The organism is Saccharopolyspora cebuensis, from assembly GCF_039542665.1.
Lineage (GTDB): Bacteria > Actinomycetota > Actinomycetes > Mycobacteriales > Pseudonocardiaceae > Saccharopolyspora > Saccharopolyspora cebuensis.
Map to the genome: position 1 here is coordinate 178,773 of NZ_BAABII010000004.1, position 25,124 is coordinate 203,896.

At 72.5% G+C, this 25,124-nt stretch carries 24 protein-coding genes; 9 read left to right on the plus strand and 15 right to left on the minus strand.

Annotated elements, in window-relative coordinates; translation table 11 throughout:
• Positions 1-243 precede the first annotated feature (243 nt).
• On the minus strand, positions 244-477 hold the full coding sequence (locus ABD976_RS07395; protein ID WP_345359281.1) for a hypothetical protein: 234 nt from the start codon (positions 475-477) through the stop codon (positions 244-246).
• A gap of 593 nt (positions 478-1,070) precedes the next feature.
• Between ABD976_RS07395 and ABD976_RS07400 the strand changes: the two genes are divergently transcribed.
• Positions 1,071-1,892: a GlcNAc-PI de-N-acetylase gene (locus ABD976_RS07400; RefSeq protein ID WP_345359284.1), complete on the plus strand. Its 822-nt coding sequence runs from the start codon at positions 1,071-1,073 to the stop codon at positions 1,890-1,892.
• Positions 1,893-1,958: 66 nt separating this feature from the next.
• Here the strand turns inward: ABD976_RS07400 and ABD976_RS07405 are convergent, their stop codons facing one another.
• Entirely contained in the window at positions 1,959-3,428 is a 1,470-nt protein-coding gene (locus ABD976_RS07405) for a gluconokinase (protein ID WP_345359287.1), read from the minus strand.
• 229 nt (positions 3,429-3,657) lie between these two features.
• Between ABD976_RS07405 and ABD976_RS07410 the strand changes: the two genes are divergently transcribed.
• Entirely contained in the window at positions 3,658-6,378 is a 2,721-nt protein-coding gene (locus ABD976_RS07410; RefSeq protein WP_345359290.1) for a M48 family metallopeptidase, read from the plus strand.
• 5 nt (positions 6,379-6,383) lie between these two features.
• Here the strand turns inward: ABD976_RS07410 and ABD976_RS07415 are convergent, their stop codons facing one another.
• The 3 genes from ABD976_RS07415 to ABD976_RS07425 form a co-directional block, all read right to left on the minus strand.
• Complete coding sequence (locus ABD976_RS07415) at positions 6,384-6,908, minus strand: hypothetical protein (RefSeq protein ID WP_345359293.1); 525 nt, start codon at positions 6,906-6,908, stop codon at positions 6,384-6,386.
• Positions 6,909-7,272: 364 nt separating this feature from the next.
• Complete coding sequence (locus tag ABD976_RS07420) at positions 7,273-8,337, minus strand: aspartate-semialdehyde dehydrogenase (protein ID WP_345359296.1); 1,065 nt, start codon at positions 8,335-8,337, stop codon at positions 7,273-7,275.
• Complete coding sequence (locus ABD976_RS07425; RefSeq protein WP_345359299.1) at positions 8,337-9,602, minus strand: aspartate kinase; 1,266 nt, start codon at positions 9,600-9,602, stop codon at positions 8,337-8,339. The genes ABD976_RS07420 and ABD976_RS07425 overlap by 1 nt, the downstream gene beginning before the upstream one ends.
• Positions 9,603-9,959: 357 nt before the next feature.
• Here ABD976_RS07425 and ABD976_RS07430 point away from each other — a divergent pair, with 357 nt between their 5' ends.
• Positions 9,960-11,123, plus strand: coding sequence for a mannosyltransferase family protein (locus ABD976_RS07430; protein ID WP_345359302.1), 1,164 nt, complete (start codon positions 9,960-9,962; stop codon positions 11,121-11,123).
• 77 nt (positions 11,124-11,200) lie between these two features.
• Here ABD976_RS07430 and ABD976_RS07435 read toward each other — a convergent pair whose 3' ends face one another.
• Together ABD976_RS07435 and ABD976_RS07440 are read right to left on the minus strand one after the other, a co-directional pair.
• Positions 11,201-12,178, minus strand: a complete 978-nt coding sequence (locus tag ABD976_RS07435) for an NYN domain-containing protein (protein WP_345359307.1) — start codon at positions 12,176-12,178, stop codon at positions 11,201-11,203.
• Between the two features lie 82 nt (positions 12,179-12,260).
• The gene (locus ABD976_RS07440) at positions 12,261-13,292 is read right to left on the minus strand and encodes a M48 family metalloprotease (protein ID WP_345359313.1); all 1,032 of its coding nucleotides are present in this window, start codon (positions 13,290-13,292) and stop codon (positions 12,261-12,263) included.
• A 384-nt stretch (positions 13,293-13,676) separates the two neighbouring features.
• Here ABD976_RS07440 and ABD976_RS07445 point away from each other — a divergent pair, with 384 nt between their 5' ends.
• From ABD976_RS07445 to ABD976_RS07455, 3 genes are all read left to right on the plus strand, one after another.
• On the plus strand, positions 13,677-14,417 hold the full coding sequence (locus ABD976_RS07445) for a TetR/AcrR family transcriptional regulator (RefSeq protein ID WP_345359316.1): 741 nt from the start codon (positions 13,677-13,679) through the stop codon (positions 14,415-14,417).
• Between the two features lie 173 nt (positions 14,418-14,590).
• Positions 14,591-15,202 (plus strand): nitroreductase family protein, encoded by a 612-nt coding sequence (locus tag ABD976_RS07450; RefSeq protein ID WP_345359319.1) that lies wholly within the window; start codon positions 14,591-14,593, stop codon positions 15,200-15,202.
• A gap of 87 nt (positions 15,203-15,289) precedes the next feature.
• Positions 15,290-16,456: an aminotransferase class V-fold PLP-dependent enzyme gene (locus ABD976_RS07455; protein ID WP_345359322.1), complete on the plus strand. Its 1,167-nt coding sequence runs from the start codon at positions 15,290-15,292 to the stop codon at positions 16,454-16,456.
• Here ABD976_RS07455 and ABD976_RS07460 read toward each other — a convergent pair.
• From ABD976_RS07460 to ABD976_RS07480, 5 genes are all read right to left on the minus strand, one after another.
• A complete protein-coding gene (locus ABD976_RS07460) occupies positions 16,437-16,679 on the minus strand; it encodes a hypothetical protein (protein ID WP_345359325.1) in 243 nt (80 codons plus the stop codon). The genes ABD976_RS07455 and ABD976_RS07460 overlap by 20 nt on opposite strands.
• A 32-nt stretch (positions 16,680-16,711) precedes the next feature.
• Entirely contained in the window at positions 16,712-16,867 is a 156-nt protein-coding gene (locus tag ABD976_RS07465; protein ID WP_345359328.1) for a DUF6131 family protein, read from the minus strand.
• A 208-nt stretch (positions 16,868-17,075) separates the two neighbouring features.
• A complete protein-coding gene (locus tag ABD976_RS07470; RefSeq protein WP_345359331.1) occupies positions 17,076-17,645 on the minus strand; it encodes a hypothetical protein in 570 nt (189 codons plus the stop codon).
• 108 nt (positions 17,646-17,753) lie between these two features.
• Positions 17,754-18,074 carry a hypothetical protein gene (locus ABD976_RS07475; protein WP_345359334.1) on the minus strand — a complete coding sequence of 107 codons (321 nt, stop codon included), beginning with the start codon at positions 18,072-18,074 and terminating at the stop codon, positions 17,754-17,756.
• A gap of 33 nt (positions 18,075-18,107) precedes the next feature.
• Entirely contained in the window at positions 18,108-18,389 is a 282-nt protein-coding gene (locus tag ABD976_RS07480; RefSeq protein WP_345359337.1) for a hypothetical protein, read from the minus strand.
• A 269-nt stretch (positions 18,390-18,658) separates the two neighbouring features.
• Between ABD976_RS07480 and leuA the strand changes: the two genes are divergently transcribed.
• The gene (leuA, locus tag ABD976_RS07485; protein ID WP_345359340.1) at positions 18,659-20,452 is read left to right on the plus strand and encodes a 2-isopropylmalate synthase; all 1,794 of its coding nucleotides are present in this window, start codon (positions 18,659-18,661) and stop codon (positions 20,450-20,452) included.
• Between the two features lie 366 nt (positions 20,453-20,818).
• On the opposite strand, the gene ABD976_RS07490 is transcribed toward leuA, so the two are convergent.
• The gene (locus tag ABD976_RS07490) at positions 20,819-22,096 is read right to left on the minus strand and encodes an ATP-grasp domain-containing protein (RefSeq protein ID WP_345359343.1); all 1,278 of its coding nucleotides are present in this window, start codon (positions 22,094-22,096) and stop codon (positions 20,819-20,821) included.
• 692 nt (positions 22,097-22,788) lie between these two features.
• Here ABD976_RS07490 and ABD976_RS07495 point away from each other — a divergent pair.
• Positions 22,789-23,040, plus strand: coding sequence for a hypothetical protein (locus ABD976_RS07495; protein WP_345359346.1), 252 nt, complete (start codon positions 22,789-22,791; stop codon positions 23,038-23,040).
• A 44-nt stretch (positions 23,041-23,084) separates the two neighbouring features.
• Here ABD976_RS07495 and ABD976_RS07500 read toward each other — a convergent pair whose 3' ends face one another.
• Complete coding sequence (locus ABD976_RS07500; RefSeq protein WP_345359349.1) at positions 23,085-23,984, minus strand: LysR family transcriptional regulator; 900 nt, start codon at positions 23,982-23,984, stop codon at positions 23,085-23,087.
• Positions 23,985-24,056: 72 nt separating this feature from the next.
• Between ABD976_RS07500 and ABD976_RS07505 the strand changes: the two genes are divergently transcribed.
• Positions 24,057-24,977, plus strand: a complete 921-nt coding sequence (locus ABD976_RS07505; protein ID WP_345359352.1) for an EamA family transporter — start codon at positions 24,057-24,059, stop codon at positions 24,975-24,977.
• Here ABD976_RS07505 and ABD976_RS07510 read toward each other — a convergent pair.
• Positions 24,974-25,105, minus strand: coding sequence for a hypothetical protein (locus ABD976_RS07510; protein ID WP_345359355.1), 132 nt, complete (start codon positions 25,103-25,105; stop codon positions 24,974-24,976). The two genes, ABD976_RS07505 and ABD976_RS07510, sit on opposite strands and share 4 nt — an antisense overlap.
• Between the last annotated feature and the right edge of the window lie 19 nt (positions 25,106-25,124).

The following is a 25,124-nucleotide window of genomic DNA, read 5'->3' on the forward strand; positions in this document are numbered from 1 at the left end:
CGCGACACCGGCGGGCCGACACCGGCGAGCCGACACCGGCGAGCCGACACCGGCGAGCCGACACCGGCGAGCCGACACCGGCGAGCCGACACCGGCGAGCCGACACCGGCGAGCCGACACCGGCGAGCCGACACCGGCGGGCACGCGGCGGCGCCGCGTGCCCGCCCCGGATCCCCGCCTGCGGCCTCAGCGGCACGCGGGGCTGCGTCCCGGCGCCGGGCGGCACCGCCAGTCGGCCGCCGGTCACCGCGTTCGCCTGGGCGGCCCCAGGACGGCAGCCAGGCGCACCGAAGGAGGCTCCGCGCTGACCCGGCGGTTCACCTTCCGCAGGACCACCAGCGACAGGACCAGCGCACCGACGTCGACGAGGGACCACACCGACCACATCTCGTGCGGGTGGCTGTGCGACCACAGCAGCACCGTCGCGACGAGTCCGCCGAGAACCGAGATCAGGGCAACCGTGCGCAGAGCACTCATGACATCCTCCGGAACCCGCTCGATCACCGCGCGATCGAGCCGACTTCAACGCCACCGAGCACTCTCCGCTACGGCTGTGAGCGATTCGTGAGCACGAGGTGAGAGGCCCCTCATCCAAGATCACCTTGTCGGGTGACGCACCCCCGCCCAGGTCAGCGGCCGGAGGACGGGGCTGCGGCGGAGCCCGCACCGCCCGAGGTGGTCCGGCCACCGGACCGCGACGGCCGCGCCGGTGAGCCCACCACGCCGGTGCGACTCCGCCAGGTCAGGCGGGGAGACCGCGCCCGCGACGCGGAGCTGCGGGCACCTGAGCGGGGATGTCCGGCCTGTTCGTCGCACCGTCGACGCTCGGCCGCAGGCGAGGGAGGCGGTGCGGCTCGGGAGCGGCCGCGGTCGAGCGTGCTCCGGTGCGGCCCGTCCGGCGTCGCTCCGCCTCGGGGGACCCGTGGTGGCGCCGACCGGCCTCCCGAACGGGGGACCACGGTCGTCGGTACGCGCCACGCCTTCGACGGGCCGGACGTCAGGACGCTTCCGGCGGCGCGGGCGAGCGCCACATCCTGTGCGTTCCGATTCGCCTTCGCCGGGGGTGGGCAGTGGTTACCTCGATCTCGTTCTTCATCGCCGGGCACCAGGACGACGCGCTGCTGTTCCGCGGCGAGTTCCTGCAGACCGACGTGAACACGCCCGGCGCCCGGGTCGTGCACATCGTCACCACCGCCGGGGACAACGGCTGGCAGCCGTCCTGGTGGCAGGCGCGGGAGGCCGGTCTGGTCGCCGCGCACAACAGGGCCCAAGCCCCCGATCAGTACCCCACCGCGGTGCGGAAGAAGTTCCACCGGAACGTCACCGTCTACGACACCCCCCGGTGGGCGTGCTACTTCCTGCGCCTGCCCGACGGCAACCTCCGCGGCCAGGGGTTCGCGCGCACCGGGTACGTCAGCCTGGTGTGGCTGCGCAACGACAAGAACCGGCGGATGAAGGCCATCGACGTCACCGGCAACGTCCCGGACTCGACCTACTCCTGGGCGGACGTCCAGGCCACGCTCCGGGCGATCATGAACCACGAACTGGCGAAGCTGACGCAGAACCCGCGTCCCCCGCAGTGGTTCAACATGGCCGACAACGTGGCGTCGACCAACCCGGGAGACCACTTCGACCACTACGCCACCACCCAGGCGGCGCTGCTCGCCGGGGCCACGGCCCACCACCGGGTCCTCTGGGTCTCCTACGCCACCGCGGGACGGCCCGCCAACCTCCCCGCCGGCCTGCTGGCGGCCAAGCGCACCTTGTTCTACACCTACGCCGACTCGGTGCACGCCGCGACCGGCATGGGCATGGACTACTTCCACAACGAGTGGCGGCAGTGGGGCCCGAAGAGCTACGCGCGGGTGGCCCGGGTCAGGGCGGCGACCTGAACCGCAGGCGGCACCGCCCGCGCCCCACGTCGAACCCGGTCGGCCCGTGCGCGTCCCGCCGCCCGGTCAGGCCAGGTCGCGGAGGAAGCTGTGGAGCTGGTCGACGAGCGGACGGCGCTTGGCCATCAGGAGCGCGGCCTGCGGGTCGGGAGCGGCGGTGCGGTCGGGCTGGACCAGGTCCGCCGCGTGCTGGAGGTCCTCGATCTCGCCGAGGGAACGCCAGCCGAGCAGCACCGCGCCCAGCCCCGAGCCACCGGTGCCCTCGGCCAGTTCGATCTCGATGTCCAGCGCGGAAGCGATCGCGTCGGCCCAGAGCGCGCTGCGGAAACCGCCGCCGGTGGCGCGCACCGCCTGCACCGGCGCACCGGAGTCGATCACGGCATCGCGGACCAGCGCGAGCTGCTGGGCCACGCCTTCGACGACCGCCCGGGTCAGCTCGGCGCGGCCGTGGGAGCGGCGGAGTCCGACGAACGCGCCGGTCAGGCCCGGCTCCCACCACGGCGCCCGCTCGCCAAGCAGGTACGGCAGGGCGATGAGGCCGTCCGCCCCGGGCGCCACCTCCAGCGCCTCGTCGAGCAGCTCGGGAACCTCCACCCCGAACGCCTCCGACGCCCACTGCGCGACCACGCCGCCGTTGCTCACCGCCCCGCCGATCACCCACAGGCCCTCGCCGATCGCGTAGCTGAAGGTGCGGCACCGCTCGTCCACGCCCGGCTGCTCCCGGGTCACCCGCAGCGCGCCGCTCGTGCCCAGGGACAGCGCGGCGACCCCGGGGCGGACCGCGCCGACGCCGAGGTTGGCCAGCGGGCCGTCCCCACCACCCAGCACCACCGGCAGTCCCGCCGTCAGCCCCACCGCGTCGGCCAGCTCGGCCTTCAGCGGCAGCGAATCCGTCGGCTCGGCGATGCGCGGCAACTGGTCGGCCCGGATGCCCGCGACCTCCAGCGCCGGGGCGTACCAGTCCAGCTCGTGCATGTCCTGCAGCCCGCTGCCGGAGGACAGCGAGTACTCGGTGACGAACTCGTCGACGAACGCGCTCACCACGAAGTCCTTGAGCGCGCACCAGCGCGCCACGCCGGAGGTCAGGTCGGCGCGCTCGGCGGTCAGCCACGCGAGCTTGACCATCACCGACTGGGTGTGCACCGGGGTTCCGGTGGCGCGGTGCAGCGCGGGCGACCCCGCGTCGGCGCGCAACCGGGCCGCCACCGCCGCCGCCCGGGTGTCGCCCCAGGTGAAGGCGGGCGTCACCGGGGCGCCACCGGCGTCCAGCCCGACCAGGGTGTGCATCGCGGTGCTGAACGACAGCGCCCGGACCGGGTGGTCGTGCTCGGCCGCCCAGCGCACGCACTCGGCCAGCGCGTCGATCGCGGCATCGCGGACCTCGCGGGCGTCCTGCGTCGCCTCCCCGGTCTCCTCGGTGCGCAGCGGGTACGGTCGCTCGGTCTGGTGCAACACCTCCGCGTCGCTGGTCGCGGCCACGACCTTGGTCGCCGTGGTGCCGAGATCGATGCCGAGGACCACCGGGGCTGCGCTCATGCTCCCAACCTAGTCGCCGGAAATGCCGTTCTCGACGCCCCGTCCTGCCGGGCGTGAGTTCAGTCGCCCTCCGCCGCCCGCCACCACCGGGCGCGGTCAGGATTGACGCCGCGAACCGTGCGCTGGTCAACTGTGCTGCGGTGGGCGCTCGTCGCTCCGGTCCGCGGACGCGATGGGGGTCGTCCGGGCAAGTCGGCGCCACCTCCCGGTTCACGGCTGGGGCGACGAGATGACCAAGTCGGTTCCACGGGCACGACTCCACGACCGCAGCGCCACCGCGGGCACCACCGCCCGCTTCGCGCTCCTGGTCGTGCTGATCCTGGCGAGCAGCGTCTTCATGGCGCGCATGGGCCTCGTCGCCGCCGGGTTCTCCGACGGCGGGGCCTGCCTCCTCGCGGGCGGGCACGTGCCGAACGCGGACCCACCGCCCGAACTGCTGCGCAGCCAGGCGTACCAGCGGTGCACCGCCCAGCACTCGCCCGCGCCGCCGTGGCTCGCCCCGGCGGCGCTCGCCGCCCTGCCGATCGCCGCGGGCGCGCTGTTCCTCCTCCTGCCCGCGTGGAAGGCGCGGCGCGGGCGGTTCGTCCCGCTGGCCGAGGTGGACGACGACGGCGCGATCCGCCGCGACCTGGAGCGGTTCGCGGAGCTCGCCGGGCTCTCCCGGCTGCCGCGCGTCGTGGTCGATCCCGCCGCGGTCTCGGTCGGTGCGGTGGTGTTCGGCCGCACCGGACGTCCGACGCTCTGCCTGCACGGCGGCCTGCTCACCCGCCGGACCACGGCGCCGGAGGACTTCCGGGGCGTGCTGCTGCACGAGCTGGCGCACATCCGCAACGGCGACATCACGCTCACCTACGCCACCGTGGCCTTGTGGCGGGTGTTCACCGGGCTCGTGCTCCTCCCGTACGCGGCCGGGTTCCTCGTGCTCATCGCCACCACGCTCAGCCAGGACGGGGCCCGCTACGTGGGTCTGCCCGCGGTGCGCGCCACGGTCCTCCCGCTGTTCCTCGCCGTCCTGGTGCACCTGGCCCGGGCCGACGTGCTCCGAACCCGGGAGCTGCACGCCGACGCCACCGCCGCCCGCTGGGGCGCCGACACCCGGCGGTGGGGCGGCGCCGGAGACGCCGCGCCGCCGCCCGGCGCGCGCCGGGTCCTGGCGCGGCTCGCGGAGCTGTGGTCGACCCACCCCGGCTGGCAGCGGCGCAGGGCCGCGCTCGGCGAACCCGCGTCGCTGTTCACCCTGCCCGCGCTGCCGATGCTGCTGACCGGGGCGGCCACGACGCTGATCAACGGCAACCTGTGGGCGCACCTGGCCCTGGAGCTCCCCGGGGCCTGGCTCGGGCGACTCGTGATGACGCTGGCCCCGGCCCTGCTGATCACCGGCGTCGTCGGCGTCGGCATCCGGCGGGCCGTGCTGCACGCCGCGCGCACCGGGCACCCGGCCCCGTCCGGCGCGCGCGCCGGACTGTGGCTGGGGATCGGGATGGCCGTCGGCGAGCTGTTCGTCAGCCGGATCGCGACGACCCGGTGGCTGCCCGGCCAGCCCGTCGTCGTGCTGCTCCTGGTGGCCGCCGGAGCGGTGTTCGGGTGGTGGGTGCACCAGACCACGCACCTGTGGCTCAGCACCCGGCCCGGGCACGCGCGCACCGGCGCCGTGCCGGTGCTGGCCACCGCCTGCCTGGGGCTGTTCGCCTGGTTCTGGTGGTGGGCGCACTCCGGTGTCGTCCTGGCCAACCTGGGCGATCCGCTGGGCGGGTGGTCCAGCACGCTGGTGGCGCTCCAGACCGGCGACCACGCCGGGATCGTGGACTCGGCGGTCGTGGTCTCGGCGCTGACCAACACCGTCCTGGCGTCCCCGCTCGCCCTCCTCGCGATCGTCGCGGCGTGGGCGGTGCCGCTGTGGATCTGGGCCACCGGGCCAGCTGGGCCGAGCCGTCCGCCGCTGCGGCGCCCGCTGCTGGCCGGTGCGCTCGGCGGGGTGCTCTGCTGGGCCGGGATCGTCGGGACGAAGGCCGTGCTGCACGGCTGGTCGCCCCCGCTCGGCCAGCGCGGGACGCCCTTCGCCCTGCTGTACCAGGCGTGGACCTCGACCGCGTTGCTCGCGGGAGCGGTGCTGGCGGCCACCGTCGCGAGCGTCGCGGTGCCCCGCCACCGGTTGATCGCCGCGCTCATCGCGGCCCACACCGCCGTGCTGACCGGTTTCGCGGTGGTCTGGGTGCTCACCGCGTCGGACGGCTGCATCCCGCCGCTGGCCACGCTCGCGCCCGGCTGCCAGTGGCGCCCGGCCGCGGCGTTGCAGGGCTTCCAGTTCCAACTGGCGGTCGACCTGGTGCTCAGCGCGCTGCTCGCCATCGCGGCCGCCGGGATCGTCGCGGCGCTCCGGGCCCGCGATCGCGGCGCCGCACCCCCGCGACCGGGCGGACCGGGCCGCCGGGGCGCCCGCCTGATCTGCGCGGGCGTGCTGAGCGCGGTCGCGGCGGGATTCCTCCTCGCCGACGCGGTCCGGGAGCGGCCGGACGCGGAACACCTCGGCGAGGAGATCCAGGCCGCCCAGATGCGCTCGTCGCAGACCGCCGCCTGGTACACGCTCGGAGCGATGGAGGTCCTGGGGCGCTACGGCGACGCGCACAACGGGCTCCGCGCCCTGGTGACCGAGATGCTCCGGGCCCCGGACGCCGCGGCGTTGCACTCCGGGATCCGGGCGGCGTGCACCGAGTTCGACCGCGCGGGCCGGGAGGGCCGGGCCTACTTCCCCGCTCCCGACCCGGCCATGGCCCCGCACTGGGAGTCCTTCGTCAGCCTGGCGGAGGCGGGCGGCCGGGACTGCCTGCGGTGGGTCCACCACGGCGACGAGGCCGCGCTGCGCGCCGGGCTGGACCGGATCACCCGGGCGACGCACACCCGCAACGCCCTCATCGAGCAGCTCAACGACGTGCTGGCGGAATCCCGGTAGCCACCTCAGCCCGGGGTGGTGCCGTCCTCGTCGGACTCGTCGGACTCCAGGGCCAGCCTGGCCACCACGGCGTCGGCGACCGCGACGGCGCGCTCCTCCGGCATCCCGCGCTGGCGGGCCGCCTCCAGCACCCGCTGCCGCACCTCGGCGAGCTGCTCGCGGGTCAGCGGCGGGACCTCCACCGCGGCGGGGCGCTTGCGGAAGACCTTCCGCAGACCCGCGCCGAGCCCCTTGGCCGCACCGTCCACAGCGGACCCGACGACCTTCCGCGCCGCCTCGTCCAGCACCAGCCACACCACCGGCGTCACCATCACCACGAGATCGCCGAGGCCGAAGCCCAGCGGCTCGCGGCGACCGCGCTGGTCCCGCAGCCGGCGCACCACCGCGTCGTCGTCGAGCCGGAGCAGCCCGAGCACGACCGGCCGCTCCTCCGGCGCCACCGCGGCGACCACGTCGTGGACCACGTCGCGCACCGCCGTGCCCCGGGTCCCGGGCGTGCGCTCCCCGGACGTGGTCGGCTCCGAACCCATCACCGTCTCCCCCAGCCGTTCCGCTCGCCGCGGCGGACCGACCGCCGCGCAGGTCACCAGCCTGGCCCCTGGTCGGCCACCGCGACGACGCCCGAACGGCTGAACGCCACCGGAGCACGACCCGCCGCCACCAGCGCACGAGTCGGCCGCGCACGGGCCACCAGCGCGTGAGCCACCAGCGCGCGGGCCGGCCGCGCACGAGCCGACGGGCGAGCAGGCCCGCGGCGGTCGTCGAGAGGTCCATGCCTCCACAGTGCCCCGGATCGCACGCCAGTTCGAGGAGGTTCACCCGGCCGTGGACAAACACGAGGCGGGCGCTCCCTCCCGCACCGGGAGGGAGCGCCCGCCTCGTTCCGACCGGGGGTCAGCCCGCGAGCGTCTCCGCGATCTCGTAGGTGTTCAGCGCGGCGCCCTTGCGCAGGTTGTCGCCGCAGACGAAGAAGTCCAGCGTGTTCGGGAAGTCCAGCGCCTGCCGGATCCGGCCGACGTAGGTCGGCTCCTCGCCCACCACGGCCGCCGGGGTCGGGAAGGCCATCCGCTCCGGGTCGTCCTGGAGCACCACGGTCGGCTGCGCCTCGAACACCCGCCGCGCCTGCTCCACCGGCACGTCCTGGGCGAAGGTCGCGTGCACCGCGAGCGAGTGGGTGGTCACGACCGGCACCCGCACGCAGGTCGCCGAGACCTTCAGCTCCGGGATGCCCAGGATCTTGCGGGACTCGTTGCGGACCTTGAGCTCCTCGGAGGTCCAGCCGTCGTCCTTGCGCGACCCGGCCCACGGCACCACGTTGAGCGCCAGCGGCGCCTTGAACGGGGTCTCCTCCGGGAGCCCTGCGGCGGTCAGCGCCTCGGCGACGTCACCGCCGCGCACCCCGACCTGCTTGCCCGCCACGGCGGCCACCTCGGCGTAGAGCCGGTCGACGCCCTCCTGACCAGCGCCGGAGGCCGCCTGGTACGAGGACACGACCAGCTCGCGCAGGCCGAACTCGTGGTGCAGCGCGCCGAGCGCGGCCATCATCGACAGCGTGGTGCAGTTCGGGTTGGCGATGATGCCCTTGGGCCGCTCGTGCACCTGCGCGGCGTTGACCTCGGGCACCACCAGCGGCACCTCCGGGTCCATCCGGAACGCGCCGGAGTTGTCCACCGCGATCGCACCGCGCTCCACGGCGATCGGCGCCCACTCCGCCGAGACCTCGTCCGGCACGTCGAACAGCGCGATGTCCACGCCGTCGAACGCTTCCGGGGACAGCGCCACGACGGTGTTCTCCGCCCCGCGCACGGTGATCTTCTTGCCCGCCGAGCGCGGCGAGGCGATCAGCCGGATCTCGCCCCACGGCACCGAGCCGCGGCCGTTGATGATGTCGATCATGACGGTGCCCACCGCACCGGTGGCACCGACGATCGCCAGCGTCGGCTTCGTTCCCAGGGCCATCAGCGACCACTCCCCGCGTACACCACGGCCTCTTCCTCGCCACCGAGCTCGAACGCGGCGTGCAGCGCGCGCACCGCGTCGTCGAGCTGGGTGTCGCGGATCAGCACCGAGATCCGGATCTCCGAGGTGTTGATGATCTCGATGTTCACCCCGGAATTGGACAGCGCCTCGCAGAACGTCGCGGTGACGCCCGGGTGCGAGCGCATCCCGGCGCCGACCAGCGAGACCTTGCCGACGTGGTCGTCGTAGACGACCTGCTCGAAGCCGAGCTCCGCCTTGATCTTCTCCAGCTCCGAGACGGCCTGCGCGCCGTTGCTGCGGGACACGGTGAAGGTGATGTCGGTGCGCCCGGACGAGGTGCCCGAGACGTTCTGCAGCACCATGTCGATGTCGATCTCGGCGTCGGCGACGGCCCGGAAGATGCGACCCGCGATCCCCTGCTCGTCCGGCACGCCGCGCACGGTGACCTTGGCTTCGGACCGGTCGTGCGAGACGCCGGTGATCATCGCTTGTTCCACGGAAAGGTCCTCCACTGAACCGGACACGATCGTTCCGGGCTTGGGCGAGTACGACGAGCGGACGTGCAGCGGCACCCCGTAGCGGCGGGCGTACTCGACGGCGCGCAGGTGCAGCACCTTCGCGCCGGTCGCCGCCATCTCCAGCATCTCCTCGTAGGTGATGCGGTCCAGGTGCTCCGCGTCGGGAACGATCCTCGGGTCCGCGGTGTAGACGCCGTCGACATCGGTGTAGATCTCGCACACGTCGGCGCCCATCGCGGCGGCGACCGCGACCGCGGTCGTGTCCGAGCCGCCCCGGCCGAGCGTGGTGATGTCCTTGGTGTCCTGCGCGACGCCCTGGAAGCCGGCGACCAGCACGACCTGGCCCTCGGCCAGCGCCTCCTGCACGCGGCCGGGGGTGACGTCGATGATCCGGGCGTTCTGGTGCGCCGAGGTGGTGATCACCCCGGCCTGCGAGCCGGAGAAGGACCGCGCCTCCGCGCCGAGCGACTCGATCGCCATCGCCACCAGGGCGTTGGAGATGCGCTCACCCGCGGTGAGCAGCATGTCGAGCTCGCGCTCCGGAGCGGCCGGGTTGACCTGCTGGGCGAGGTCCATCAGCTCGTCGGTGGTGTCTCCCATCGCGGAGCACACCACGACCACGTCGTTGCCCGCCTTGCGGGTCTCCACGATGCGTTCGGCGACCCGTTTGATGCGATCGGCACTCTCGAGTGAGGAACCGCCGTACTTCTGGACGACGAGCGCCACCTGTAACCAAACCTCCTCGAGCCGTGCGGTCGTCCCGGGTGCGGGGGTGGTCCCCGCACTGACGCCGGGTGGACGAAGGACCCCGGCGCGCCGGGTACGGTGCGCCGGAGAGCCCCGCGACCGGTAGGCGGCAGCGTCGACCGGAATCCTGTCGATGACGCCTTCCACCAGGTCGCTCCGCTGCCCGAATAGCCTACAGAACTGTCACCGGCCGGACCCACCTCTGTGATTCCTGACTACCGTGTGGGACCGGATTGTCGACAAGGTCGGAGGAGCCGGTTGTCCCCCACCTCAGGAGCGGTCGGACCCCGCCCCGGGCAACCTGAGAGCACGGTCACTGCTCAGCGGAAACACCCGGTGGCGGAGTCGGGGACGGCACCGGATCCGATCCCCGCCCGCTACCGGGCGGCGGCGCGGCTGCTGGCCCCCGGTGTGGTCTACCTCGCAGTGCGGACGATCGGGCTGCTGGTGCTCGGGTGGCTGTCCGCCGCCAACGACGAGGACGTGCTGTCCAACCTGGCCGCCTGGGACGGCGAGTGGTACCTGGAGATCGCCGAGCACGGGTACGCCGGCGTCGACCCGAGCATGGTCGACGGCTTCGGCAACCGCTACCCCGAGACGTCGATGGCGTTCTTCCCCGCCTACCCGGTGCTCGTGCACGCCTTCTCGCTGCTGCCCGGGTTCAGCGCGCTCGGCGGAGCCGTGGCGGTGAGCCTCATCGCGGGCGTGTTCGCCGCCTACGGCCTGACCCGGCTGGGTGAGCGGGTCGGCGGCAACCGCACGGTGGGACTGCTGCTCGTCGTGCTGTTCGCGGCGGCGCCGATGTCGGTGGTGCTGTCGATGGCCTACTCCGAGGCCCTGTTCTGCGCGCTGGCGATCTGGGGGCTGATCGGCGTCCTGGAGCGCAACTGGGTGCTGGCCGGGTTGTGCTGCGCGGCGGCCGGGCTGGTCCGCCCCACGGCGGCGGCGCTGCTCGCCGTCGTCGGCCTGGCCGCGCTGATCGCGGTGGTGCGACGGCGCGACGGCTGGCGGCCGTGGCTGGCGATGCTGCTCGCGCCGAGCGGGCTGGCGCTCTACATCGGCTGGGTGGCGACGCAGACCGGTGCGCTCAACGGCTACTTCGAACTCCAGCAGCGCGGCTGGTCGTCGGCCTTCGACGGCGGCCTGGCCACCGGCGAGTTCCTGCTGGAGTCGCTGGCGATGGACAAATCGGTGCTGGAGACCTTCACCGCCTGGATCGTGCTCGCCGCGCTCGTGCTGCTCGTGCTGTGCGTCAAGATGCGGATGCCGTGGCCGCTGCTGGTGTTCGCGATCGCCGTGCTGGTGGTCGACCTCGGCTCCGACGGCCTGATGTACTCCAAGGTGCGGCTGATGCTGCCCGCCTTCCCGCTGCTCATCCCGGTGGCGATCGGGCTGTCCAAGCGCCGGCGCTCGACGGCCTGGGCCAGCGCGGCGCTGCTGGTGTTTTTCGGGTCGTGGTTCGGGGCCTATTCCCTAACAGCCTGGCCGTACGCTATTTGAGGTGTCGTCGCGGCACCGGTGCGCCCTGACGGCAACATTCGCGTCCGCGCACATGCATCGCTACGGGAGGCGGTACTTCACGGGGCGTCCGCGTTCATCGCGTCGAATTTGCGCCAGAAGAGGGAGCGCAGCTTGTACCGGATCGAGTCGGACAGGTCGTAGTCCCCCAGTGCGGCGGAAAGGTCCACCAACAACGCTCGATCGACGTCCTGGGGTATGGACGGCTTGCTCGTCACCAGCTCCGCGCGCCGTTCGACGCCGCTCCCGTCGAGCCAGGTGTCCAGTACGCGGCCTGCGATCCGGTCCATGATCTCAGCGGTCTCGTCGTCGGTCAGGAAGTCGGTGCGGACGCTGGTGCCGAGTGGGGTGGCGCTGGAGCAGGCAACGGCGTCGTCAGTGAGCTCGGCGGCACGGATTTCGCCCGCCGGCGATGAGCCGACCCGGTCCGGAACCGGGGCTGCTCTGCGGGCGAGCAGCGATGGAGACGGGGTGGGCGAGGTCGGGGCAACGGCCGCAGCGGCAGCGGGGTTGCGCGGCGAGACCGCCGCGTCGAGCGCCTCGGTCGACAACAGGTCCAGCCCGTCGGCCGCTGCTCGCAGGTTCCGGCTGACGCCGTGCGGCTCACCTTCGTGGGTGCGAACAGCCAGGACTATGACCTGGACGCCATGAGCTTGTGCTTCTTCGACCGCTTCCGTGAGATCGTCATCCCCGGAGACGAGGTAGATGGCGCGGGCAGCCGTATTTCGGGCTTGCGCGATCAGGTCGAGGCCCATACGGAGGTCCACGCCCTTTTGCTCGCCGTTGTAGCCGGTGCGCCCGAGGCGGAGTTTGACCCTGGGGATGAGACCGATCCTCTCCTGCGTGTGGTCGGGTATCCCCTTGCGAGCCGAGTCGTACCAGTGCACTCGCAGCAGCGGGAGTCCGGAGCCTTCCGTGGCGTGGGAGATCAAAGCCGTGATGATCACTTCGTGGTCCGCTTCGATGCCGTTGCGAAGCGAGGTCCCGGTGGCCCGTTTGGCCATTGCCGTGAGCAGGTAGCCAGCATCGACGTGCACCGTGCAATACGACCCCATAGCGATCCTCTTCGCTCGTGCGCAGGCGTCAACGCTGTTGTGCCGGAACGCGACGGATACCGATTCACCAGTGCTGGCTCCTGCGCTGCAGGTGGGTGTAGAGGTGTTGGATCCGCTCGTGGGCAGGCGGATGGCTCGCGGTCAGGCGTTGCCACCAGCTCATCGCCGCGTACGCCTGATCGTGCCCTTCGTTGATCCAGTGCTGGAGGACCTGCATCAGCGCAGGGCCGTAACCCAGATCGGCGGCGAATCGGTCGGCTGCCAGTTCCGTCGATCGGTCGAAGGCCGCTGTCGCCGCCATGAAGAGCGTGCCCACGGTCATGATCAGCCCGATCGGGAACAAGCAGCCGAACCACAACGCTGCCATGAACAAGCCGAGGAACGGGTTGCAGAAGAACATGGCGGTGGTCAGCCGGAGGAAGAACTGGGTGATCTTACCCAGTATTCGGGCCGGAAAACCGTAATAGGCCAGCAGCGCGGACGCGCGCGCGTGCTGTCGCACGTGGTGCGCCAGTTCGTGCGCGAGGATCGCTTGCAGGTGGCCCGCTGGGACTCGTTCCAGGGCCGCGCGGGTGACGGCCACGATCCCGCCGGAGCACGCATGGGCATTGATGTCGGTGCTCTCCTCGACCCACAGGCTGTACTTCGCCGGATCCTCGCCGACGCCGTGCAGCAACCCGTACCACGCCATCTGGAGCCTGGCTTGCTCGTAGCCGACCGCCGGTCGCAGTTCGAGCACCCGCCGAGCGAGGAAATTCCCGCCCACCTTCGTACCGAGGAGTGCGCCGCTGGCGCACCAGGCCAGCACGAGCAGCACCACGAGGAGGTTGACCACGTACTCCAGCGCTGCGCCGCGCACTCCGGCCGCCGCCAGCGCGAGGCCCATGACGGCCGCGATGACGTAGGCGACCGGAATCACGATGAGCAAGCTGCACAGCGCTTTGGGAATGCCCAGGACGACCGTTGCGGTAGCGGGTGCATCGATCCTGCTGATGACCTGCCCGGGTCCCGCTGGGCCGGCCGGATGCGGGCGGTAGTACGCGGTGGAGGCTTGCTCCCCGAAGAAGTGCCGATCTTGGTGCATTCCTTCCACCATCGCTTTCCGTTGCTCGCCTACCGCGGATTCGGGCGACGGCCGTTCCCGCTGCGGCGCGGGCCGGGGTCGCGTTGACCGATCGATTACCAGCCGGCACCGGAACCTCGGCACTGGTAGCAGATTCCGGACCCACCGCAGGTCTTGCACCTGGTGTCGAAGAAGCCGTCGACTTCGCCGGACCCCTCGCATCTCCCGCACTCGCCGTTGCCGTGGCACGCTCGGCATTCGGGCATGGTGACCTCCGCATCATCGCATCGCCGTCCAGCACTTTCTAGCGCGCCCGGATCGCCAGGTAAAGGCACTTTACGAAATTTCTAGTTTTTCTCCGAGGGTTGACCCGAATGGAGTCGCGAAAGCGGAATATGCCGCTCGATGATTGTGAGCATGTTTCGGGTTCCCTCGTGCGAGGATGGCCCGGTGGACCACACGACGCGGCGGGATCGGCTGCGAGAGCAGTTGACGCAGGACATCAAGCGTAGTGCGCGGCGCATCATGGTAGAACACGGTCCGCCGGGGTTGACCCTGTCGTCGATCGCCCGCGCCGTGGCCGTCACCCCGCCCGCGCTGTACCGCTACTACGACGATCTCGACGACATCGTGGCCAACCTGGCCACCGACCTCGTGACCGAACTGGTCGAGAAGATGTCGGCGGCGATCGACGCGGAACCGCCGAACGACCTTGCCGCCCGGCTTCGAGCGGCTACCTGCACGTTCCGGCAGTGGTCGGTGGAGCATCCGGTCGAGTACGGGCTCCTGTTCGGTGCTCCGAACGCACCGGCGGGCAAGGTCCCGGCGGCGTTCTCGAGCGACTGGGTGGTGCGCTTGGCCGACGTGTGGGGGCCGCTGGTCGCCGAGGCATGGCGGCGCAACGGCTTCCCGGTCCCGGACGAGGACGCGATCGATCCGGAACTGCTGGAGCAGCTCGGGAAGTACGGCGAGGTAACCGGGCAATCCGGGCTGCCCGCGGGCGTGCTCGTGGTGTTCCTGGACTGCTGGCGCCAGGTCTACGGTGCGGTGTGCCTCGAGGTCTTCGGGCACATGGGACCGGCCATCACCGATCACGAGCCCCTGTTCCGCACCATGGTCGACGATCTCCTCGCCCGGCTCGGGTTCACCCAGAGCTGATCCCGCTGCGGCGGCGCCGGGGCTCGGGAACATCGCCCGCGGGGCGGAGTGCGGCGCAGACGGCCCGGGGCGCAGCACGATGAGCGCCGGGCCTCCGAGGTGCGCCGGGGGGTGTGATCGGTGGAAGACTCGGTGGTGCACCGCACTGGCCGCGACCGCTGGAGGGACGCACCGTGACCGATGAGCTGCCCGTGACCAAGCCCGCCGACACCTCGGTGCCGGTGCACCCGCTGCTGGCCGAGCGGTGGAGCCCGCGCGCGCTGGACCCGACCGCCGAGATCGGCGACGACGCGCTGCGGGCGCTGTTCGAGGCGGCGCGCTGGGCCCCGTCGTGGGGCAACACCCAGCCCGCGCGCTACCTGGTGGGCCGCCGGGGCGAGGAGACCTTCACCCGGATCCACGCCGCGCTGTCGCGGGGCAACTCCGGCTGGGCTCAGTCGGCCGCCGTGCTGCTGGTCGGCGTGGCGCGGGTGGTCGACGAGGACGGCGAGAAGCTGCCCTACGCCGAGTACGGGATGGCGCTGGCCACCCAGAACCTCGTGCTCCAGGCCGTTGCCGAGGGGCTCGTGGCGCACCAGATGGCGGGCTTCGACCGGGACGTGGTGCGCAGCGGCTTCGGGGTCCCCGCCGAGTACCAGCCGATGGTCGCGGTCGCCATCGGCGGGCAGGCGCTCTCGCACGAGGAGCTGCCGGACCGGTTGCGCGAGAAGGAGCTCGCCCCGCGCACCCGGAAGCCGCTGTCCGAGCTGGTCTTCGCCGAGCGCTGGGGCCGCTCCCCGTTCTGAGCGGGGACCGCGGAATTCACCTGGAGCCGCGGCGAAATCGTCCGGGTGCGCTGACGACGCGCCGATTCTTCGGGTATTACTTCACTCGTGTGGACGAGCACCAGACCCGCTGCCGCGGCGTTGGACGACGCCGACGACCTCGCGTCGCTGCGCGCCCACTACCGCCTGCCGCCGGGGGTGATCCACCTCGACGGCGGCGCGGGCGGACCGCAGCCGCGCACCACGCCCGCCCGGCTGCGCCGGTTCGTCGACCACCGGCCGGAGCCGAGGGCGCGCCGCGGCGACGGCGAGTGCCGCCGGGAGGCGCGCGGGGCGGCCACCGCCCTGGCTCCGCTGATCGGCGCCGCGCCGGAGGAGATCACCTTCGGCGAACCGTCCATCACGCTGTTCAAGGCGCTGCTGGCGGCGGCCCGGCTGCGCCCGCACCGGCGCATCCTCGCGCTCGGGCGCAACTGCTTCGCCGGGGACCACTACGTCGCCGAATCCGCCGCCCGGTTCACCGGCTGCACCCTGCACCTGCTCGACCACGTCGACGAACTCGCCGACCTGCCCGCCGATCAGGTGGTGATCGTCGCGCTCGCCCACACCGACCCCACCGGGGCGGTGCGCGACGCGGCGGCGCTCACCTCGGCGATCCGGGAACGCGACGCCCTCGCCCTGTGGGACCTCAGCTACTCGGCCGGCGCCCTCGACGTCGACCTGGACGCCTGGGGCGTCGACTTCGCCATCGGCGCCGGGCACCGCTTCCTCGGCGGGGGCGCGGGCGCACCGTCGTACTGCTTCGTCGCCGACCGGCACCGCGCCCGGACCCGGGTGTGCGGCGGTGGTGTCGTGCTGCATCCGCTGTCCAGCGGCTTCGGCGATCCCTCCTCCGCGCTGCCGCTGGCCGAACTGCACGCCGGGCTGTCCGTGCTGCGCGACGTGCCGCCCGCCGCGCTGGCCGCCAAGACCCGCGGGCTGGTGTCGCTGTTCCTGCGCCGCCTCGACGAGCACTGCCCGGACGCCGGGATCGACGTTGTCCCGACCCCGCCGGGGATGCCGCGGGGCGCGCAGGTGCTGCTGCGGCACCCGCACGCCCAGCGGCTCGGCGATGCGCTCTACAACCGGGGCGTGCTCGTGGAGGGCGTCGAGCCGGACCGGCTGCGGTTCAGCTTCGCCCCGTCCTGGCTGCGCCACGTCGACGTCTGGGAAGCCACCGACGAGCTGCACGGAGCGCTGCACGACGTCGCGGCGGTCAGTCCTCCACGACGCTGACCCGCGCCGTCTCCCGGGCGGGCGCCTGCTCCGGCAGCTCCACGCTGCCCCGGTTCGCGCGGTCCTCGCGCATCATCCCGCGGATCTCGTCGAGCACCAGCGCCTGGGCCATGACCGCCCAGTACAGCGCCTCGTCCTTGGGTTTGAGGTCGGAGGCCGCCGAGCGCGCGCGGGCCAGCGCCTCGTCGGCATCGGTGACGGTCTTGTCCTTCTTCTTCGCCATGCTGCGTCTCCTCCCGGTTGCGCCGCCGAGCGTCAGAACCAGTGCTTGCGACCACCGATGGCGTGGCCCAGCCGTCCGGCCACCGCCAGGGCGAGGCCGACCACCACGAGGACGATGCCGATCGTCCAGAGGACCGAGATGTTCGCCAGCAGTCCGATGAGGAGCAGGACGACTCCGAGGGTGATCATGTTTCCTCCGTTCCACGGGGAGTGATCGTCGGGGTGTCACGCGTGGGTACCCGCTGTGCCCGCGGGAAAACCGGTGCGCCCGCGGGGGAACCGGCGCGGGCCCGAGGCGGCGGGCGGGGACCGCGGGGTGCGGGGCGGCCGTCGCTCTGGCCGCCCCGCACCGGGGCCCGGTCGGCGGCGGGTCCGCAGCGCCTGCCGACCGGGAGCCTCAGGTGGCGACCTTGCGCACCAGGCGGCCGAGCATGGTGCCGGCGAGCAGCCAGAGCACCGCGGCGCTGCCGGAGTTGAGGACCAGCCCGAGGGCCGGGTCGGCGGGCTGGAAGAGGTCGTCGACCAGCGCGGTCAGCGGCGGCGCGAGCACCCCGGTGAGGTGCGCGACGGTGTTGTGCGGGTTGGCGCCGCCGATGACCAGCACGGCGTGCACGACGAGCAGGACGGCGATCGCCGAGCCGATCCACTCCAGCACCCCGGCGATCACCCGGGCCCGCCGCGCCCGGCCGCGCTCCCGCTCCTGGGCGAGGGCGGCTTCGCTGTCGAGCATGGCGATCGGGGGCACGGCGGGCACCGGGCGGGCGGGCGCCTCGGTCTCCTCGGGCCGGACCACCGGGCTCAGCACGGTGGGGGCGGCCGGTTCGAGCTCGGCACCGGTCTCCGGCGGCTCCTCGGGGTTCGCGGAGTGGCGCGGGGTGGACGGCCTCGGGCGGGACGTGTGCACCGAACCCAGGGCGTTGCGCGGAATCGTGACCACCTGCGGTTCGGCGCGGGTCGCGGTCTGCATGATCACGAGCCTCGCACGGCGTGGCGGCGGGGTCAGCGACGTCGCCGCCCGGGATCCCCAGCCCGCGCTTTCCGCCGCGTTATCCGCGCCCTAAATCGTGCGAATCGGCTACGCCAGCGCCCGCAGGACGCGCGCCGCGAGCCCGGAGGCGAGCAGCCAGAACAGCGCCGCGGCCCCGTAGTTCAGCAGCACTTCCAGCATCGGGTCGGCGGGCATGAACAGGTCCTGGAACCCCAGCGCCAGCGGTTCGGCCCAGGCCGCGATGAACCGGGTGATGCCGTTGTCGGGGTTGGCGGCGGCGATGGTCAGCACCACGTGGATCGCCAGCACCGCCGCGAACACCGTCCCGACCCAGCGCACGACCGCGGTGAGGATGCCCACGAAGCGCGCCCACGTCCGGCGCAGCTCGCCGGTTCGCTCCTGCGTCACACCAACGAGTGTGTCATCCGACAAGGGGCGGCGTCAGCCGAAGATCCGCCCGAGCAGGCCCGCGACCAGCACCCAGAACACCGCGGCCAACCCGTAGTCGGCCAGCACCTGCAGCGTCGGGTTGCCCGCGTCGAGCAGGCCGGGGAAGAACACCGCGAGCGGCTCGGCGGCCCGCGCCACCGAGGTGGTCAGCCCGTTGGTCGCCTCGAACCCGGTCAGCACGAACACCGCGTGCAGCACCAGCACCGCGGCGAACACGAAGCCCACCGCGTTGAACAAGGTCGAGATCCCCGAGCGCTTCGTCTTCGCAGCCATGCGATCAAGTCTGCCGATGCCCCGGACCGGTGTGCGAGCGACCACCGGGGCCAATTTCCGCCGCCGCCGCGACCTGCGACGACACCGCGCGGCATCTCACACTGTGGACCCGGTGGTTGCGTGGTGGACGGCCGGTGCGGTTAGCCTGGGTCCGTGGCTCGCGCGCTCCTGCTTCGCCGCCGCGACGGGGTCAACTGACCGGCCCCTCGTCGCGGGGTTCGAACGCGCCGGTCTTCCGGCCCACGAATACCGAGCAGGAGCAGCCCCGCATGAGCATCCCGTCCGAGCACCAGGCCCCCTTCGCGGGCCAGGTCCGCACGCCGTCCCGCCCCGCCCCCGCCGATCAGGCGCCGTGGAACCCGCAGCGCGGCAGCTCGATGCCGTTCCACCGCTACCGCCCGTTCCACGAGGTCGTCGAGGACGTCTCGCTGCCCGACCGGACCTGGCCGGACCAGCGGATCACCCGCGCGCCGCTGTGGTGCGCGGTGGACCTGCGCGACGGCAACCAGGCGCTGATCGACCCGATGTCCCCGGCCCGCAAGCGGCGGATGTTCGACCTGCTGGTCGGCATGGGCTTCAAGGAGATCGAGGTCGGGTTCCCGGCGGCGAGCCAGACCGACTTCGACTTCGTCCGCGAGATCATCGAGGACGGCGCGATCCCCGAGGACGTGCGCATCCAGGTGCTGACCCAGTGCCGCCCCGAGCTGATCGAGCGGACCTTCGCCGCGCTGGAGGGCGCGCCGAAGGCGGTCGTGCACATCTACAACTCGACGTCGATCATCCAGCGGCGGGTGGTCTTCCGCGAGGAGCAGGAGGGCATCAAGAAGATCGCCACCACCGCCGCTGAGCTGGTCAAGGAGTACGCGGGCAAGTACCCGGACACCGACTTCCGGTTCCAGTACTCGCCGGAGTCCTACACCGGCACCGAGCTGTCCTACGCCGTCGAGGTGTGCGACGCGGTGACCGAGATCTGGCAGCCCACCCCGGAGCGCCCGGTCATCCTCAACCTGCCCGCGACCGTCGAGATGGCCACGCCCAACGTCTACGCCGACTCGATCGAGTGGATGCACCGCAACCTGGCCCGCCGCGACTCGGTGATCCTGTCGCTGCACCCGCACAACGACCGGGGCACCGGCGTGGCCGCCGCCGAGCTGGGCTACCAGGCCGGGGCGGACCGGATCGAGGGCTGCCTGTTCGGCAACGGCGAGCGCACCGGCAACGTCGACCTGGTCGCGCTGGGCATGAACCTGTTCAGCCAGGGCGTCGACCCGCAGCTGGACTTCTCCGACCTGGACCACATCAAGCGCACCGTGGAGCACTGCAACCAGCTGCCGGTACCGGAGCGCCAGCCGTGGGGCGGTGAGCTCGTCTACACCGCGTTCTCCGGCAGCCACCAGGACGCCATCAACAAGGGCCTGGACGCGCTGCGCGTCGAGGCCGAGCGGGCGGGCAACGCGGTCGACGACCACCCGTGGGAGGTGCCGTACCTGCCGATCGACCCGAAGGACGTGGGCCGCAGCTACGAGGCGGTGATCCGGGTCAACTCGCAGTCCGGCAAGGGCGGCGTCGCCTACATCATGAAGACCGAGCACCAGCTCGAACTGCCCCGCAAGCTGCAGATCGAGTTCTCCAAGGCGGTGCAGAAGCACACCGACACCGCGGGCGGCGAGGTCAGCCCGTCCGCCATGTGGACCGCGTTCTCCCGCGAGTACCTGGAGGCGACCGCGCCGCTGAAGCTGGTCCGGCAGCGCTTCTCCGGCGGCGAGGACGGCACCGAGTCGATCACCGCGACCGTCGTCGTGGACGGCGAGGAGCACGAGATCACCGGCACCGGCAACGGTCCGCTGTCGGCGTTCGTCGACGCGCTGAGCAGCATCGGCTACGACGTGCGCGTGATGGACTACAACGAGCACGCGCTCACCTCGGGCGACGACGCCCGCGCCGCGACCTACCTGGAGTGCGGCGTCGACGGCGAGGTCTTCTGGGGCGTCGGCATCGACACCTCAACCGTGACCGCGGCCCTGCGCGCAGCGGTCTCCGCGGTCAACCGAGCCCACCGCTGACCCGGCCGAGGGGCCCCTCACCCGAGCAACTCGGGCGAGGGGCCCCTCACCACACCCAGAAGTCCCACAAAGCCCCGCACCCACGCGCCGAACGGAACCACCGTCAGGCAAGCGGCGAAGCCGCTTCCGCCTTGCCCCACCTCAGCAACTGGCACCGCCGCGGGTTCTCAGCGGTCTTCTCGCGAGGACGCCCTGACGCTGTGTACGTGTTTGGTACATGAGGAAGGGCGCCCGGAGCGAGAAGGCCGCTGAGGTTCCGCCACCCGCACCGCGCGCCAACCGGACCACGAACACCCTCCAGCCGAGAAGGCAGCTGAGGTTCCGCCACCCGCACCGCGCGCCAAAAAGACCACCACACCACCAAACTCAGTCGTACTCGAAGTTGAGGGCCTGGCTGCACCTCCTGAACTTCTCCTCCAGGTCGGCCTCGTCGCGGGCGCCGATGAACACGTCGGCCAGCTCGTAGCTGTAGCTGTCCTGCCCGGGCAGGTCGGACAGGCGGTCGCCTTCGGCGGGGATGATCGCGATGGCCGTCCCGGGCACGTCCCGCTGGACCTGCTCGATCTCCTCCTCGGTCGGCACCCGGCGCACCACGCCGTCGGCGAAGCGGCGCAGGAAGCACTTGCCCGCGAAGTCGTGCTCGCCCGCGCGGTGCGGCAGTTCCGGGTCCTCGCCGAGGGCGAGGCCGACCATGCACTGGTGGTTCGGCACGCCGTCGACGGCCTCGAACAGCCGGGCGTGGGACTGGGACAGCCGGGGGTTGACCTCCAGCAGGTTGATCGCCCCGGTGTCGCGGTCCCAGAAGTACTCGATGTTGAAGGTGCTCTCGTCGAGCCCGATCTGCTGCAGCACCCGGGTCGAGATGTCGATCAGCCGATCGGTGACCTCGGCCGGGAGCCGCGACGGGTACTGGTAGCGCAGGAAGCTCGACGTGCCTTCGTAGTTGAGCGAGTCGATCACGCCCTGCACGCGGACCTCGCCGCGGTGCACGTAGCCCTCCACGGTGGCCTGCTCACCGCCCACGGCGGCCTCCGCCAGGCACGCCTGCCCGCCGACCTCGGCGATCTCCGGCGGCAGGTCGAGCATCCCGAGCACGTGGTCGAACGGCTGCCCGACCCGGCCGATGCCCGCCCGGATCCGCTCCACGGCGTCGGCGAACTCCGCCTCGTCGTGCACCTTGTAGGCGAGGTCGGAGGAGAACGACTTGACCGGCTTGAGCCACATCGGGAAGCCGACCTCCGGCGGCGGCTTCGGGTCGGCCTCCAGGTCGACGATGCCGAACGCCGGGTGGGCGTCGGTGACCTTCTGCTGCTCCAACCGGCTCCAGTACTTGTGCTCGCAGGTCACCACGGCCCGCAGCGAGGTGGTCGGCAGGCCGAGGCGCTCGCACAGGATCGGCACCATCGAGCTGACCGGGAAGTCCCAGTAGCCGATGATCGCGTCCACCGAGCCGTCGAACCCGTCGAGCTGCCGCTGCGCCTCGTCGAGCAGCGCGGGCAAGTCGATCTCGTCGGATTCGGTGAGTTCGGCCACGCTCAGCAGCGGGTGGAACCGGTATCGCGACAAGTGGGGCAAGTCGTGCAGGGCGTGCAGGTTGACCTCGTCGAGGCCCAGGACGAACACGTTGGCCGGCAACCCAGCCACCTCCTCCAGCACAGGCGTATCGCGCAGGCACGTGGCTGAACCTGGTCACCCGCCTAACTACCCACCTCGCCCGCGGTCTAGTCACCGCGTCGAACACGCCGACGGATCCGCTGCGGATACGACATCCGGCGGTCGGAAATCAGCCCTGGATCGGGCACCGGACTCGACCAAAGACGGTAGTGCGGCGACCGCCCCGCTGTGAGACTGGTGAGCACGTCGTGCGGACATCCGCTGCCCGCACGACCGGTCCGGGGGGACTCGAAGGGGGAGGCGGAGGGCGCGCCCGGCTCCACCGCGAGCCGTTCGCCCGCTCGCCCTCCGCCCGCTTCCCCGACGCCCATCCCGCGGACCCCCACTCCCGGACCGGCGGCCCGCGGACTCCCCGCTCCGCGCCTCCCGGTCGACCGGCCTCCAACTCCTCGACCGGCCCCGCGCCTCCTGGCCAAGCACCTCCGGCCGACCGGACGCCCGACTCCTCGACCCGGCCCCGCTCCTCCCGTTCCTCGACCCCTGGACGACCTGAGCCCGGACCGCGCGGCCCGCAGCACCGCCACCGCGCACCGGACCCGCGCGCAGCGCGCCCGGGACAGGCGAAAGGTCCGGATCACCACTCGTTCGGAGCACCCGACTTGATGCCCCGCCCGCCGCGCGGTTCAGTCAAGCACCGACAACCCCGGTGCAGAGGTGTGACGATGTGGCCGACCGAAGATCCGACCGAACAGCTCCGGTGGCGCATCCCGTGCACCACCCCGCACGGCGAGCAGGGCACGGTGACCGTCCTGGTGATGGGCGACCGGATCGCGCTGGTGCTGCCGCCCGGTGACACGCTGGTGTTCACCGCCGACGAGGCCGTCGACGTCGCGAACCTCCTGGAGAACGCCGCCGGATACACCATCCCCGTGCAGGCCGACGGCCGGACCGAACGCCCCCCGACGCCGACCTGAGCGAAGCCCGGCTCGCGCGCCCGGCGGGACCGGGCCGCGGGCCGTCAGCAGGCGGTGACGTCGGCGGCTTCGGCGAGCAGCGCGTCGAGGACGACCCGGACGGCGGGCCGCTCGGTGGCGCCGCGGCGGGCGAGCACTTCGACGTTGCGCCCGGCGCGCACCCCGGCCAGCGGGCGCAGCACCAGCCGCGACCGGTCGGCGGTGTGCCGGGGCAGCAGGGCGACGCCGTGGCCGTCGGCGACCAGCGATTCGGTGACCCGGAAGTCGTTGATGCGCTGCACCACGGTCGGCCGGACCCCGGTGCGCACCGCGAGCGAGCGCAGCACGTCGTCGACCGGGAACCCGACGTCGACGCTGAGCCACGGTTCGGCGACCAGGTCGGTGAGTTCGACGCGCTCGCGGGCGGCGAGCCGGTGCCCCGGCGGCAGCGCCACGTCCAGCGGTTCGCGCAGCACCGGGGTGATCTCCATCCGCGCGTCGTCGAACGGCGGTGCGTGGTCGTCGCGGTGCGCCACCACCAGGTCGAAGTCGGCGGTGAGGCCGGGCACCTGCGTCGGGGTCATGTCCACGTCGCGGCACTCCAGCCGGACGGTGGGGTGCGCGGCCATCCGCCGCAGCAGTCCGGGCAGCAGCAGGTACGCCCCGGACGGGAAGATCGCGATCCGCACCCCGCCGCGCGGGGTGGCGCGGTAGGTGTTCAGCTCGGCCTCGGCGCGGTCGAGGGCGGCGAGGATCTCGTCGGCGCGGGCGGCCAGCGACCGCCCGGCGTCGGTGAGCCGCAGGCCGCGGCCGGCCGGTTCGGTGAGGGGCACGCCGACCTCGGCCTGCAAGGCGCGGAGCTGCTGGGACACCGCCGACGGGGTGTAGGACAGCGCGGCGGCGACCGCGGCGATGGTCCCCCGGTCGGCGAACTCGCGCAGCAGTCTCAGCCTCCGGACGTCCATGAAGGAACCCTACATGGACGGTGCACATACCGTCGCTTGTTCTTCACGGACGCAGGCCGCAGGCTCGATGCCGTGAACAGAGCCGACCGCTTGCTCGCCTGCGTCGTCGCCCTGCTGTGGGGGTTCAACTTCATCGCGATCGACTTCGCGCTGCGCCACTTCCCGCCGATCTTCTTCGCCGGGCTGCGCTTCGCCGTGCTGCTGGTCCCGGTGCTGCTGCTGGTGCCGCGCCCCCGGGTCGAGTGGCGGTGGCTGCTCGGCTACGGCCTGTGCTTCGGCACCTTGCAGTTCGTCTTCCTGTTCATCGCGATGGACGTCGGGATGCCGACCGGGCTGGCCTCGCTGGTGCAGCAGGCGTCCGCGCCGTTCACCGTGGTGCTCGGCGCGCTGCTGCTGCGGGAGCGGATCAGCGGTCGGCAGCTCGTCGGCATCGCGATCGCGGTGCTCGGGATGGCCGCGATCGCCTGGCACCGGGCGCAGACCGCCGCCCTGCTGCCCGTGCTGATCACCTTGTGCGGGGCGCTGTCCTGGGCGTTCGGCAACCTCTGCGCGCGCAAGGCCGCCGCGCCGAACCCGCTGCACCTGTCGCTGTGGATCGCGGTCGTGCCGCCGCTGCCGATGTTCGCGCTGTCCGCCGCGCTCGAAGGACCGTCGACCGGCTGGCACGCGCTCGCCACGGCGTTCACCAGCGTCGACGGGCTGGCCGCGCTCGGCGGCCTGGCCTACACCGCCGGGATCGCCACGGTGGTCGGCGCCGGGTTGTGGACGGTGCTGATGAACCGGCACCCGGCCAGCTCGGTCGCACCGTTCGCCCTGCTGGTGCCGGTGGTCGGCTTCGCCGCCGCGTGGCTGGTGCTCGGCGAGCGCCCGCACCCGGTGGAGCTCACCGCCGGGGCGGTGGTGGTGCTCGGCGTGCTGTTCGGCAGCCTCCGGCGCCGCCCGCCGGAGCTCCGGTCCACCGGTCCGCGCGAGCCCGTGGCCGCCGAGCCCTAGTGGGCGCGGGTCTGGGAGCTCTCGAAGTCCGGATTGCACACGTGCAGGCCGTCGCCCTCCGGGCAGGCGTAGACGACCAGCACGCCGCCCGACCCCTCGACCAGCCGCCGCGCCGTCGGTTCGTCCAACAGCGCCCGGAAATCACAG

Bases quoted from the DNA above. Each gene is read 5' to 3' on its own strand.
- ABD976_RS07395 (WP_345359281.1), bottom strand. From the start codon at position 477: ATGAGTGCTCTGCGCACGGTTGCCCTGATCTCGGTTCTCGGCGGACTC.
- ABD976_RS07405 (WP_345359287.1), bottom strand. From the start codon at position 3,428: ATGAGCGCAGCCCCGGTGGTCCTCGGCATCGATCTCGGCACCACGGCG.
- ABD976_RS07410 (WP_345359290.1), top strand. From the start codon at position 3,658: ATGACCAAGTCGGTTCCACGGGCACGACTCCACGACCGCAGCGCCACC.
- ABD976_RS07415 (WP_345359293.1), bottom strand. From the start codon at position 6,908: ATGGGTTCGGAGCCGACCACGTCCGGGGAGCGCACGCCCGGGACCCGG.
- ABD976_RS07420 (WP_345359296.1), bottom strand. From the start codon at position 8,337: ATGGCCCTGGGAACGAAGCCGACGCTGGCGATCGTCGGTGCCACCGGT.
- ABD976_RS07440 (WP_345359313.1), bottom strand. From the start codon at position 13,292: ATGGTGGAAGGAATGCACCAAGATCGGCACTTCTTCGGGGAGCAAGCC.
- ABD976_RS07445 (WP_345359316.1), top strand. From the start codon at position 13,677: ATGTTTCGGGTTCCCTCGTGCGAGGATGGCCCGGTGGACCACACGACG.
- ABD976_RS07460 (WP_345359325.1), bottom strand. From the start codon at position 16,679: ATGGCGAAGAAGAAGGACAAGACCGTCACCGATGCCGACGAGGCGCTG.
- ABD976_RS07465 (WP_345359328.1), bottom strand. From the start codon at position 16,867: ATGATCACCCTCGGAGTCGTCCTGCTCCTCATCGGACTGCTGGCGAAC.
- ABD976_RS07470 (WP_345359331.1), bottom strand. From the start codon at position 17,645: ATGCAGACCGCGACCCGCGCCGAACCGCAGGTGGTCACGATTCCGCGC.
- ABD976_RS07480 (WP_345359337.1), bottom strand. From the start codon at position 18,389: ATGGCTGCGAAGACGAAGCGCTCGGGGATCTCGACCTTGTTCAACGCG.
- leuA (WP_345359340.1), top strand. From the start codon at position 18,659: ATGAGCATCCCGTCCGAGCACCAGGCCCCCTTCGCGGGCCAGGTCCGC.
- ABD976_RS07495 (WP_345359346.1), top strand. From the start codon at position 22,789: ATGTGGCCGACCGAAGATCCGACCGAACAGCTCCGGTGGCGCATCCCG.
- ABD976_RS07500 (WP_345359349.1), bottom strand. From the start codon at position 23,984: ATGGACGTCCGGAGGCTGAGACTGCTGCGCGAGTTCGCCGACCGGGGG.